This window comes from Aeromonas sp. 604282 (assembly GCF_049170575.1).
GTDB lineage: Bacteria > Pseudomonadota > Gammaproteobacteria > Enterobacterales > Aeromonadaceae > Aeromonas > Aeromonas veronii_A.
In genome coordinates this window covers 91276-103448 of the sequence record NZ_JAAKMV010000002.1, presented here as the reverse complement: position 1 = coordinate 103448, position 12173 = coordinate 91276, and the positions used below count along the sequence as shown (strand labels likewise).

Annotated in this window: 9 protein-coding genes; 4 read left to right on the top strand and 5 right to left on the bottom strand. The window is 54.1% G+C overall.

What is annotated here, in order from left to right:
• Positions 1 to 11: 11 nt before the first annotated feature.
• Positions 12 to 1982 (top strand): TonB-dependent receptor domain-containing protein, encoded by a 1971-nt coding sequence (locus G5367_RS03545; RefSeq protein WP_421243864.1) that lies wholly within the window; start codon positions 12 to 14, stop codon positions 1980 to 1982.
• The gene (locus G5367_RS03540; RefSeq protein ID WP_421243863.1) at positions 1972 to 3480 is read left to right on the top strand and encodes an AbgT family transporter; all 1509 of its coding nucleotides are present in this window, start codon (positions 1972 to 1974) and stop codon (positions 3478 to 3480) included. Before G5367_RS03545 ends, G5367_RS03540 begins: the two co-directional genes overlap by 11 nt.
• A gap of 114 nt (positions 3481 to 3594) precedes the next feature.
• Here the strand turns inward: G5367_RS03540 and G5367_RS03535 are convergent, their stop codons facing one another.
• A complete protein-coding gene (locus G5367_RS03535) occupies positions 3595 to 3978 on the bottom strand; it encodes a DUF6404 family protein (RefSeq protein ID WP_005347052.1) in 384 nt (127 codons plus the stop codon).
• A 193-nt stretch (positions 3979 to 4171) separates the two neighbouring features.
• Here G5367_RS03535 and G5367_RS03530 point away from each other — a divergent pair, with 193 nt between their 5' ends.
• The gene (locus tag G5367_RS03530; RefSeq protein ID WP_005347051.1) at positions 4172 to 5074 is read left to right on the top strand and encodes a LysR substrate-binding domain-containing protein; all 903 of its coding nucleotides are present in this window, start codon (positions 4172 to 4174) and stop codon (positions 5072 to 5074) included.
• Positions 5075 to 5245: 171 nt separating this feature from the next.
• Here G5367_RS03530 and G5367_RS03525 read toward each other — a convergent pair whose 3' ends face one another.
• From G5367_RS03525 to G5367_RS03510, 4 genes are all read right to left on the bottom strand, one after another.
• Positions 5246 to 5479 carry a hypothetical protein gene (locus G5367_RS03525; protein ID WP_421243862.1) on the bottom strand — a complete coding sequence of 78 codons (234 nt, stop codon included), beginning with the start codon at positions 5477 to 5479 and terminating at the stop codon, positions 5246 to 5248.
• 193 nt (positions 5480 to 5672) lie between these two features.
• Positions 5673 to 7649: a methyl-accepting chemotaxis protein gene (locus tag G5367_RS03520; protein WP_236345166.1), complete on the bottom strand. Its 1977-nt coding sequence runs from the start codon at positions 7647 to 7649 to the stop codon at positions 5673 to 5675.
• 196 nt (positions 7650 to 7845) lie between these two features.
• Positions 7846 to 9348, bottom strand: a complete 1503-nt coding sequence (glpK, locus tag G5367_RS03515) for a glycerol kinase GlpK (protein ID WP_005347048.1) — start codon at positions 9346 to 9348, stop codon at positions 7846 to 7848.
• Between the two features lie 54 nt (positions 9349 to 9402).
• Positions 9403 to 10251, bottom strand: a complete 849-nt coding sequence (locus tag G5367_RS03510) for an MIP/aquaporin family protein (RefSeq protein ID WP_005350866.1) — start codon at positions 10249 to 10251, stop codon at positions 9403 to 9405.
• A 490-nt stretch (positions 10252 to 10741) separates the two neighbouring features.
• Here G5367_RS03510 and glpT point away from each other — a divergent pair, with 490 nt between their 5' ends.
• A complete protein-coding gene (glpT, locus tag G5367_RS03505; RefSeq protein ID WP_005347046.1) occupies positions 10742 to 12100 on the top strand; it encodes a glycerol-3-phosphate transporter in 1359 nt (452 codons plus the stop codon).
• Positions 12101 to 12173: the final 73 nt, after the last annotated feature.

The window sequence follows — 12173 nt, the reverse complement described above, 5'->3', positions numbered from 1 at the left end:
TTTAATCACCCATGAATATCAGTAATGAAAAACAATGCAAAATGATAATAATTTCCATTATAATGCGCAATTTGTCGTATAATAAATCACTTAAAATGAATATAAATAATCTAAAAGTCCGAACGCCTTACATATTGAGTGCACTGATACTTCCTGCACATGTTGCAATTGCCGAGAATATTGCTGATGAAACCATGGTGGTAACAGCAACCGCCGGAAAGGAAAAAAATCTTCTTGAAGCCCCTGCAACCATGACCTTGATCGATAGCCAGGAGCAGAGTAAATATCAAATGACGGGGGATGTCGGTGATCTGTTGGTCGATGTTCCGGGCGTCAATATATCAACCCAGGCTAATGGTTCCCGTAGCATTCGCATTCGTGGCCTGAGCAATGATTACACGCAAGTGTTGTTGAATGGTCGCCGTTCTTATACCAAAGAAGCGCTTTGGCGTGGCAGTGACAGTGCATTAAGCCTTACCCCTACAGTAGCCGTTGATAGAGTCGAAGTTATTCGTGGCCCGATGTCTACCCTTTACGGTGCCGATACCATGGGGGGCGTTGTGAATGTGATAACGCGCAAACACAATGGTGCTGCTGAAGGGGCTATGAGTGTTGAAGGGCAATACAACCAGGGTGATCGAGGTGGTAATGGCCAGGTTTATGGATTGTATTACTCCATGCCTGTCAACGATGCATTGAGTTATACCGTATATGGCAACTATCTGGATATCGCCGAGTCATTTTATGCTGACTACCCTGATGCGACCAAGCGTCGCGCGCAAGAAAACTACAACTTGGTAAATACCTTCGATCTTGCTATTAATGACCAGCATTCATTAGCGCTTGATATTCAGCTATCCAATGAAGAGCAGTTGGGTACTGCGATGTTCAACAATCGGTATTATGAACAGCAACGCCGTCTGCAAAGCTACACGCTAGGATATGGCTACCAATCCTCACGACTGAACATCGATGCCAATCTCTATTACAGTGACTTTGATGTCCAGTATGATCTCCTCACATCAAATAGTACTGAGCATAATTATGGTGGTGATGCCAAAGCCATATTATCGTTCAATCAATATGACATCACGTTTGGCACTGAAACCCGCAATGCCAAAGTAGACAATATTAGTTTTAAGGGGGGCTCCGCAGACAGAAAGAGTTCTGCAGCTTACGTTGAATCCAATCATGCATTGACTGACGCAACTACCTTGACCCTGGGTGGGCGATATGATCATGATTCATTGTTTGGCAGCGAGTTTACCTACCGTGGCTATCTCACCCAAGGGGTAGCTGAGAACTGGAGTATGAAAGCTGGGGTGGGGACGGCATTTAAAGCACCCAGCCTGGCTCAAATATCCCCATATTATGCAGCTCCTGGCTGCGGCGGTCGCTGTAACATTTATGGTAACTCGGCCCTGAAAGCAGAAACTGGCACATTCAGTGAATTGGGGATGTATTATACCAATGGTACTACGTTAGCCAGCGCAACAGTATTCTATAATCAGGTTGATGACATTATTCAACAAGCAAAGAAAAAAAATGGTGACTACACCTTCGTCAATATAGACAAGGCCACTCTGAAAGGCTTGGAACTGTCTGCTACGCATCAATGGGAATATATTGGTCTGGATGCCTCATATACATATCTTGATGCAAAAGATGATTATTCCGGAGACAGACTGGTTGGTACGTCAGAGCATGAAGCTTCGCTCAAGGCGACATGGTATGCTAACTATGCATTAAATATTTTCACTCGGTTGCATTATCGTAGTGAAGTGCGTGGCGAGCTTGGCAATAATGATGTGTCTGATCCATATACCACCCTGGATCTTGGCATGAGTTACGACCTTGCCAATGGAGTGGCACTGAAGATGGGGGTTAACAACCTGATGAATAAAGATGTGTCCAGCCCGGATACGTACACTGAGGTCATTCAGGGAAGAACTTATTATACCGGCATTAATTATGAATTCTAAAACCATGAAAAGGTCTGTTTTTGATAGTATTGAGCGATGGGGAAATCGACTTCCCCATCCGGTGTTCTTGTTCATTTGGCTATCTTTGATAGTCATGGTCGTCTCTTTTATTGCTGCCAAAGCACAACTCTCTTACACCCTGCCTGGCGAGAACACTCAGTACGTTCATAATATGCTGTCATTGGCCGGTATTCGAGAATGGCTTGGTGGCAGTGTTAAAGAGTTTATTAACTTCCCTCCTTTGGGCATAGTCATTATAGCGACGATTGGTATCGGGCTTGCTGACTCTTCCGGATTGATTAGCTACTCGGTGCAACGGTTAGTAAATAAAACTGGAAAATGGCAACTGACCATCAGCATTATGGCTCTGGGGATAGTTTCGAATGTGGTTGGCGCAGTTGGTTATATTGTTTTGATACCTCTGGCGTGCCGTGCCTATCAGGCTGCGGGTCGCTCACCCTTGGTCGGACTTGCAACGGCTTTTGCCGGTGTCGCGGGAGGGACGCATGCAACTATATTCATTACAACCTATGATGTGGTGATTGCTGGTATCACTACATCGGCAGCCCAGCTCATCGATCCTGAATACAGTGTTAGCCCATTGGCGAATTACTTTTTTATGAGTGCCAGTGTCCTTCTATTAGTCGCAGTGGGGTCTTGTATTTCTATCATGGTAGTAGAAAAACGGCAGCATTGGCTAATTGATAATGATGCTACTGATAGTCATCTAATTAGCCATGATATTCCCTGCAATAAGAAAAATGACAGGGCCATGCTGGCTTCTGGTAGCGTATTTCTTTCTGCGATCATCTTCTTTGTTTTATCGGCGGCAGTGCCGGGGAATTGGCTGGCACCCAATGAAGGGCAGCAACTCGCTCGCAGCGAGATCATTAGTGGTCTACCAATAGTTATTTCTATTACTTTTGGCTTGAGTGGTTTAACTTACGGTTATCTATCTGGTAGTTTTCGGGGTGAGCAAGATCTCATCAAGGCATGCCAAAAGAGTTTAAGTCAGCTAGGATTATTTTTGCTGATTATTTTTGTGGCATCCCAGCTGATATATATATTCAAGTTAAGCCAACTTTCAGGCGTGTTGGCCATGTCGATGAGCAACATGGTTGCAGATCTGTCATTGCATCCTGCATTCATTTTGCTACTGGTTGTTATTCTCTGTGCGTTCCTCAATCTCTTTATGGGTTCACCTGTTGTTCAGTGGAGCCTTATGGCGCCAGTGCTTATACCATCACTGTTCTATGTAGATATACCTTTGGAGGTGACCCAAGCTGCATTCAGAATCGGTGACTCGGTAACCAATATCATTAGTCCACTGTTTGGCTACTTGGGGCTTATATTGGCGACGGCGCAAGACTATGACAAAAATGCCAAGTTAGGCACATTAATGTCATTAATGTTGCCGTTTAGCATGGCGTTCTTGTTTGCATGGACGGCTCTCTTGCTGTTCTGGGTATATGTATTGCAGTGGCCCATGGGGATGTAGCAGGAGATTGTCATGCCCCTCATTCCAATGAGGGGCTCTTTTCAACCTGATTTCTGACGGGCAAAGGCAATAATGTGCCCAGAACTCCTGCTTCATAACAATGCCAACGGATTATCAATCCGGTTGCTTTGTGATATCTGTTGCCGAGGATGGCAATCTTTCCCAAGGGGTCAGTTTAAGCTGCCTGGAGCGTAGCCTGAAGAGACTCGCCATGATGATGCCTGTTAATCCGGCAAACAGGGCTGTCTGGCGTAGGGCAAATAGTGGGTCTATCTCTAAGGGTTGCCAGCTGAAAAACCACAACAGAATGCTCCAGATCAGGCCAAGGCCGATGCCAAATACCAGAAAGTTGGTTAGCCAGCCCTCGTACTGAGGCGGTTTGACAGACCAACCTAGTTGGCGCAACAACCAGAACAAGGGGGGATTGTAGTTGGAATGCCATACCCCTTTGTTTGCCAGCTCCTGATGGGCGGCGGCCAGCCGCTCTTCAAATGTCATGTTATCCATCCTTGTGAAATAAATAGTGCCATACGGTGCCTTTTGGGCTGCATTGTACAGATAAATCACGAGCATGATGTGGGCTCGCGGTCACGTTCTTTCTCTGTAGAAAAAGCACAGGCCTCACCACACGCTTGCTAATCCATAGCAGCTGCGCCTATAAAGGCCCATTACTCTTGTCCGGATAACAGTAATGAAGACCCATTCTGATGAACTGACCCTGTTTGTGGCGGTGGTGGAGGCGGGCAGTTTTCGCCAGGCGGCGGAGAACCTCGGCATGGACAACTCGGTGGTGAGCCGTGGCATCAAGCGGCTGGAGGAGAAACTCTCAACCGTGTTGCTCAATCGCACCACCCGCCGGGTCAGCCTGACCGAGGAGGGGAGCTGGTTCTATAAGCGGGCGGTGAAGATCCTGACCGAGATGAGCGAGGCGGAGGGGCATCTGCTGATGCGCCGGGAACAACCCGAAGGGGTGTTGAGAGTCGATGCCGCTACCCCCTTTATTCTGCATCGGCTGGTGCCGATCATCGGCGAGTTTCGCCGCCGCTACCCTGCCATCGAGCTGCAGCTGCACAGCTCGGAGGGCTTTATCAATCTGATGGAGCGGCGGGTGGACATGGCCATCCGCATCGGCGAGCTGACCGACTCCTCCCTGCGCGCGCTGCCGCTGGGCCGCTCGCGGCTGCGGCTGCTGGCCTCTCCCGCCTATTTGCGCGAGCGCGGCACCCCGCGCCAACCGGCGGATCTGCTGAGCGGTCATGAGCTGCTTGGCTTTTTGCATCCCGATCACCTCAACCACTGGCCGCTGCTCACTGCCGAGCAGGGGGATCGCTTTGCCATCACCCCCACTCTGCGTGCCAGCAGCGGCGAAACCTTGCGTCAGCTGGCGCTGGCGGGGCAGGGGATTGTCTGTCTGTCGGATTTCATGACCGGGCCGGATCGGGCGAGCGGCGCGCTGGTGGAGGTGCTGGCGCGCAGCAACAGCGGCGCCTCGCGTCCCATCAATGCGGTCTTCTATTCCGATGCCCAGCGCGATATCCGGCTGCGGGTCTGGCTCGATTTTCTCAAAGATCAGCTGGGCAGCCATACCCTGTAGTGCAGGTTGGTTTGTGCGGTTTGTTTGAACGGTTCGTCGCTGCGGTTTGCTTGGCGAAGAACAAGTCGCGCCTTCGTTGCGGCCAATCAGCATCAGCCAGGCGGCAGAGAAACAGACGGCCGACTTGAGGGTCGGCCGTCTGTTCGGGAAGGTGTGTGAGGTGAAGCGGAGTTACTGGGGCAGTTTGCCCCATACCCGGCTGAGCAGGGCACCGCCGATCACCGGCGGAATGGCCAGCAGCAGGGTCCACTGCCAGGAGAGGCCGCCGACGGTGGCGGCCAGTACGATGCAGGTGAGCACCACCAGTTGGGCCACCATCATCAGGAAGGTGCCTTCGCGGGGGGTCAGTGTCTCTTTTTGAGTGACGACGTGGGCTACGGGCGCTTGAGTGGTGGTCGGTTTCATGGCGATATCCCTCTGTTGAGTCTGATATCACTAAGCAATGGTCATTCCACATTGTTTAATGTTAATTATCAATGCCTTACGAGTATTGTCGTCATTCCCGTTTCGAGAGGGCAGGCAAAATGATTTGCAAAATGAAAACGCCACCCTGTGGTGGCGTTTTGGTTATTGAGAGGGAGAGGGGGAAGTGCCGGGCCTAGCCAATCCGGTATTGGCGGATCTGCTCGTCGATGGCCTTGGCCAGTTCGAACAGTTCGCGGCTGGCAGCATTGCTCTCCTGCGCGTGTTCTCGCTGGTGTTCGGCCACCATGGCGAGCTCATCAAGCGCCGTTCTGGCTTGCCCCATCTGCTGATTCTGGGACTGGGCCAGCGCGCTGATCTCGTTGATCTCGAGTGCAGCCTGATTGATCTGGCTGGTGGCATCAACCAGCACCTCTCTTGCCTGATTCATCCGGTTGTATCCCTCTTCACTCTGGGTGCGGGAGTCGGCCATCGAGCTGCTGGCCTGTCGGGTTCCCTCCTGCAGGCGCAAGATGAGATCCTGCACATCCTTGGTGGCGGTCTGGGTGCGTACTGCCAGCTGGCGTACCTCGTCGGCCACCACTGCAAAGCCCCGTCCCATATCCCCCGCACGGGCCGCTTCGATGGCCGCATTGAGGGCCAGCAGGTTGGTCTGGTTCGAGACATCGCGGATGAGATTCATGATCTGGGTGATGTTGTTGCTGTCTTTCACTACCTCATCGAGCAATGCCGAGGAGCTACCGATGCTGCTGCGCAAGCTGTCGAGTTGCGCGGCGCTCTGGGTTACATCCTGTTCGATGCTTAGCATATGGCTGGCGATGCGCCGAGTCACCTCGTTGACGCCCTCCGAGCGGCTGGCGATCTGCTCGGCATTGCTGCCGATGGTAGCAACCACATTGGTCAACTCCTGAATGCTCTGGGCTTGCTGGCATGCTTCTCCTGCCAGCGCCTGTGCCTGATGGAGGGATTGCGATGACTGGGCCGAGAGGGCACTGCCCGACTGTTGGAAGCGGGAGAAACTCTGGTTCAAGCTCTGGATCAGCCGATTGAAGCTTTGGGCCATCAGCCCCAGTTCAGACTCGTCCGAGAAGTCGAGGCGAGTCGCCAGATCCCGATCGGCGGTGATATGGTGCATGCCATCGGCAGCCTGACGAATGGGGCGACTAATGGAGTGTGCCAGCCAGGCTGAGGCCAGCATGGCGAGCCCGCCGATGGCGAGCGACACCATGATGATGAGCTGGCGTGACTCATGTAATCCCTCTTCCAGCTCGGCGCCATTGATCTCGCCAATCAGCAGCCGGTTGAGGGTGGGGATGTAGCGTACCGCGATAAGGTAGGTTTGCCCCTCCAGCGTCAGCGCTTCTACGGCCACCTGTTCTCGGGCGTTGGGGGTGAGCTGTTTGACGGTATCGAGGAAGGATTGCTGGTGGTGGGCGGCCCCCTCCTGCTCCTGCTCGGGGTGGATCTCGATATTACCTTCCATGTCTGCCAGATAGACCTGACCGCTTTTGCCGATCCGGTAGCCGCTGATGAGTTTGCTCAGGGCACTCATGTCGATGGAGGTGCCTGCCACCGCCAGGGTCTTGCCCTCGTGGGTAACGGCGGTGTTGATATAGAGGGAGGCGCGCTTGTCAAAATCCGAGATATCGAGGTTCAGCTCATAGGGTTTGCTGCGCTTGAGAAAGCCGTAGAACCATTCATCTTTCGGGTCTGCTTCGTTCAGCGCTTTCTGGGCGGTGGGGCCGCCGTTGAAGTTGAGCAGGGCATTGGTCTGGATCGGCGCGATAAAGACATTGCCGCCAATGCGCTGTTGAAGTGCCTGAAAGTAGTGCTCCATCTTGGGCCACTCTGCTGCAGGCATACCCTGAGCCAGCCAGTCGATGACGAAGCTGTTGCTGGCCAGTGCCTGTGCTTCGGTCAAGTGGTGGGTCAGCTCGGCAGTGAGTTGGTTGGCGATGCGATCCACGCTGCTTGGCAGCTCATAGCGCTCGACCCGCTGCTGCGCCTGAGTGTGGGAGATCTGTTCCAGGATCAGGGTGATACAACTGATGGCGATGACCATCAGTATGGCGACACCGGAGAGGATCCGGGTTCTGATCCCGAGTCCTGACCAGAGGAAGTTAATTGAAAATCGGTTTATCGCTCTGTCCATAATCCCTAGCTCCTGTAAAAAACGGGTCGCAGATGCGACCCAGAAGCAAATTATAGATAAACAACTCAATTGTGTTGTGCCGAGAGCATAAGTGGATATCGACAGGGGATGGGGAGGTAATATAGAGGTAAAAAGAGAGGCCGACATGAGTGTCGGCCTCTCTCGTTTTTCAGGTCAACTGGGAACGGTTATCCGATCACTCCTCTTCTGCCCAGCGGCGTGAGCGTTCGACAGCCTTCTTCCAACCGTTGTAGCGCTTGGCGCGATCGTCTCGGTCCATCTGCGGGATGAACTCGCGGTCCACGCTGAACTTGTCTTCCAGCTCGTCCGAGCTCTTCCAGAAGCCGACTGCAAGGCCAGCCAGGAAGGCGGCACCCATGGCGGTGGTCTCGATGCGGGTCGGACGTACCACCGGGGTGTGCATCATGTCAGCCTGGAACTGCATCAGGAAGTCGTTGGCTACGGCGCCGCCGTCTACTTTCAGCGCTGCCAGCTTGATGCCGGAGTCCTGCTGCATCGCATCCAGCACATCGCGGCTCTGATAGGCGATGGATTCCAGCGCAGCACGGATGATGTGGTTGCGGTTGGCGCCACGGGTCAGACCGACCATGGTGCCGCGAGCATACGGATCCCAGTAGGGGGCGCCCAGACCGACGAAGGCCGGCACCAGATAGACGCCGTTGGTGTCACCCACCTTGGAGGCGAAGTAGTCGGTATCGCGGGCATCGTGAATGATCTTCAGCTCGTCACGCAGCCACTGGATGGTGGCACCGCCCATAAACACTGCACCTTCCAGCGCGTAGTTCACTTCCCCTTTCGGGCCGATGGCAACGGTAGTCAGCAGGCCGTTGCTGGAGCGAACCGGCTCGGTGCCGGTGTTCATCAGCATGAAGCAGCCGGTGCCGTAGGTGTTCTTGGCCATCCCTTTTTCAAAGCAGAGCTGGCCGAACAGGGCAGACTGCTGGTCACCGGCAATACCGGCGATGGGGATGCGGGAGCCGCCGCCACGGGTGGTGTAGCCGTACACTTCGGAAGAGGGTTTCACTTCCGGCAACATGGACATGGGGATGCCCAGCTCGTCCAGCATCTTCTCGTCCCACTTCAGCTCGCGGATGTTGTAGAGCATGGTACGGGAGGCGTTGGTCGGGTCGGTGACGTGCACTTCGCCATTGGTCATCTTCCAGACCAGCCAGGTGTCGATGGTGCCGAACAGCAGCTCGCCGTTCATTGCCTTCTCGCGGGCACCTTCGACGTTATCGAGGATCCACTTCACCTTGGTACCGGAGAAGTAGGCATCCAGCACCAGACCGGTGTTTTCACGGACGTACTCTTCAAGACCGCGTGCTTTCAGCTCTTCGCAGATGGCTGCGGTGCGGCGGCACTGCCAGACGATGGCGTTGTAGATGGGCTTGCCGGTGGCCTTTTCCCAGACAACGGTGGTTTCACGCTGGTTGGTGATACCGATGGCGGCGATCTCTTCGCTGCGCAGGCCGGTCTTGGCCAGCACTTCGGTAAAGACGGAGGATTGGGTCGCCCAGATCTCCATCGGGTCGTGCTCTACCCAGCCCGCTTTCGGGTAGTGCTGGGTGAATTCGCGCTGGGAGGTACCGACAATGTTGGCATCCTGATCAAACACGATGGCGCGGGAAGAGGTGGTTCCCTGGTCCAGGGCGACGACATATTTCTTTTCAGCAGACATGATGTTCTCCACGTTTCTATTTTCCACGTTTTTATACGTTGGAGGGGGCCGCTCTTATGCGGCAGCCTCTTCTTTGGCGGTTTGGGTCGCTTGCTCGGTGGTGACGACACGGTTGCCCGGGACGCAGGGAGCCAGCACTTTGACATACAGAGCGGTACCAATCTGGGCGCCAACGATGGGGCCAAGGATCGGAACCCAGAAGTAGGGGTTGTCACGACCACCGGTCAGGGCAACATCACCCCAGCCGGCAAAGAACGCGAACAGTTTCGGACCAAAGTCACGGGCCGGGTTCATGGCAAAACCGGTTAACGGGCCAAGGGAGGCGCCGATCACCGCGATCAGGATACCGATCAGCAGGGCGGCGGCGAAACCTTTGGGAGCGCCGTTGTTGTTGTCACCCAGCGCCATGATGCCCAGCATCAGCACGGCGGTGATCACCAGCTCGACGGCAAAAGCTTGCATGTTGGTCAGCAGGGCATTGGGGTAGGTAGAGAAGATCCCGGCAGTACCGAGGCTTTCGACGCTGCCGCGCACCACGTTATGGGTCACTTCCCACTGGGTGAAAAGGTTACCATAAAGGAAGTAGACAAGGGCCGCGAAGCAGAAGGCACCGGCCATCTGGGCGATGATGTAGGGCACCACCTTGCGCTTGTCGAAACCGCAGAAGGTCATCAGCGCCAGGGTTACAGCCGGGTTCAGGTGGGCACCTGAAATACCGCCGGTCACATAGATGGCGATGGCCACACCCAGACCCCAGGTAATGGAGATTTCCCACTGCCCGAAGTTGGCGCCTGCCAGCACCAGTGCCGCTACACATCCGACGCCGAAAAATATCAGCAGGCCGGTTCCGATAAACTCGGCGATGCACTCGCCAAGCAGAGTGTTGGGTCTTTGTATGCTCATAACGTTGTTCCTTATATCCACCCGTAGAGGCTTGATGTTCTGTTTTATCTTTTTTGTGTCTATCCGTTGTTGCCGAAAACGTTTCCTTGTTGTTTTTGTGTCTTGCGCAAACGATGTGCTCGTTTTCGCTCGTTATCGGTCGTGAGAGAAAATAACCCTTCCCGTTAATTTCACCATCCCCCCGCCATGGGAAATGTGGACAAGATCCCACTCATTGCTAAGAAAATGTGACGTAAAGCAACTCAATTGCTAGTAAATACCACTTATTGGGTAAGCCCTATCCCTTGCTGCACAAGGGATAGAGCTTGCTGAGTAATTGCTCATTTGGAGCTTTTTTTTGTAATAAAACTGCAATATTTGAGTATGCATCACAGATTAAATGAGCGTATATGAGCACAATTGGCTCGCTTACGAATCAATGGACTCACATGATTCGTCGGAATGATCAGGGCATCCTCAACCGCCCATAACAACAATAAGGAAGCAGAACATGCTTAGTCTCTTCAGGCCTGCGGCACATATCGACAGGCTCCCGGCTGACAAGGTCGACCCATTCTACAAACGCATGCGTTGGCAGGTGTTTTTCGGGATCTTCTTCGGTTATGCCGGCTACTATCTGGTACGGAAAAACTTCAGTCTGGCGATGCCCTATCTGGTCGAGCAGGGCTTCTCTCGCGGCGATCTGGGTCTGGCCCTCTCCGGGGTCTCCATTGCTTACGGCTTGTCCAAGTTCCTGATGGGGAACGTCTCCGACCGTTCCAATGCCCGTTATTTCCTCTCCGCCGGTCTGCTGCTGTCGGCCGGTATCATGTTCATGATGGGTACCATGCACTGGGCCACCTCCAGCATCGCCATTATGTTCGTGCTGTTGTTTCTGAACGGTTGGGCACAGGGCATGGGCTGGCCGCCCTGCGGTCGCACCATGGTGCACTGGTGGTCACAGAAAGAGCGCGGCGAAGTGGTTGCGGTCTGGAACGTGGCGCACAACGTGGGCGGCGGCATGATTGGCCCGCTGTTCATTCTGGGGATGGGCTGGTTCAACGACTGGCGCAGCGCCTTCTATGTGCCTGCGGCAGCGGCGGCAGGCATCGCGGTGATCGCCTTCTTCGTGATGCGTGATACCCCGCAATCGGTCGGCCTGCCTCCCATCGAGGAGTACAAGAACGACTATCCGAAGGATTACAACGAGAGCCACGAGCAGGAGTTTTCCGCCAAGGAGATCTTCGTCAAGTACGTGCTGCACAACAAACTGCTGTGGTACATCGCCATTGCCAACGCTTTCGTTTACCTCATTCGTTACGGTGTACTGGACTGGGCGCCAACCTACCTGAAAGAGGCCAAGCACTTCACCGTCGACAACTCCTCCTGGGCTTACTTCCTTTACGAGTGGGCCGGTATTCCGGGCACCCTGCTGTGTGGCTGGATCTCTGACAAGCTGTTCCAGGGCCGCCGTGCCCCGGCCGGTATCCTGTTCATGGTGCTGGTGACCCTGGCTGTGCTGGTTTACTGGTTCAACCCGGCCGGCAACCCGACCATCGACATGATGGCGCTGGTGGCTATCGGCTTCCTGATCTACGGCCCTGTCATGCTGATCGGCCTCTATGCTCTTGAGCTGGCACCGAAGAAAGCTGCCGGTACTGCGGCAGGTTTCACCGGTCTGTTCGGTTATCTGGGCGGCGCCGTGGCAGCCAACGCCATGCTGGGTTATACCGTTGACCACTTCGGTTGGGATGGCGGCTTCATGGTGCTGACCGTCTCCTGTGTGCTCTCCATAATCCTGCTGGCGATGACCCTCAAGCACGAGAACATTGCCGTTGCGGCCAAGAAAGCGGCTGCCCATAAGGCATAAAACGTGATCCTCAGCTTATTGATCCCAAAGGGGATCAGGTAAACTGCCAAAAGGCCCCGCATCTGCCGGGGCC

Bases quoted from the DNA above. Each gene is read 5' to 3' on its own strand.
- G5367_RS03545 (WP_421243864.1), top strand. From the start codon at position 12: ATGAATATCAGTAATGAAAAACAATGCAAAATGATAATAATTTCCATT.
- G5367_RS03540 (WP_421243863.1), top strand. From the start codon at position 1,972: ATGAATTCTAAAACCATGAAAAGGTCTGTTTTTGATAGTATTGAGCGA.
- G5367_RS03535 (WP_005347052.1), bottom strand. From the start codon at position 3,978: ATGACATTTGAAGAGCGGCTGGCCGCCGCCCATCAGGAGCTGGCAAAC.
- G5367_RS03530 (WP_005347051.1), top strand. From the start codon at position 4,172: ATGAAGACCCATTCTGATGAACTGACCCTGTTTGTGGCGGTGGTGGAG.
- G5367_RS03525 (WP_421243862.1), bottom strand. From the start codon at position 5,479: ATGAAACCGACCACCACTCAAGCGCCCGTAGCCCACGTCGTCACTCAA.
- G5367_RS03520 (WP_236345166.1), bottom strand. From the start codon at position 7,649: ATGGACAGAGCGATAAACCGATTTTCAATTAACTTCCTCTGGTCAGGA.
- glpK (WP_005347048.1), bottom strand. From the start codon at position 9,348: ATGTCTGCTGAAAAGAAATATGTCGTCGCCCTGGACCAGGGAACCACC.
- G5367_RS03510 (WP_005350866.1), bottom strand. From the start codon at position 10,251: ATGAGCATACAAAGACCCAACACTCTGCTTGGCGAGTGCATCGCCGAG.
- glpT (WP_005347046.1), top strand. From the start codon at position 10,742: ATGCTTAGTCTCTTCAGGCCTGCGGCACATATCGACAGGCTCCCGGCT.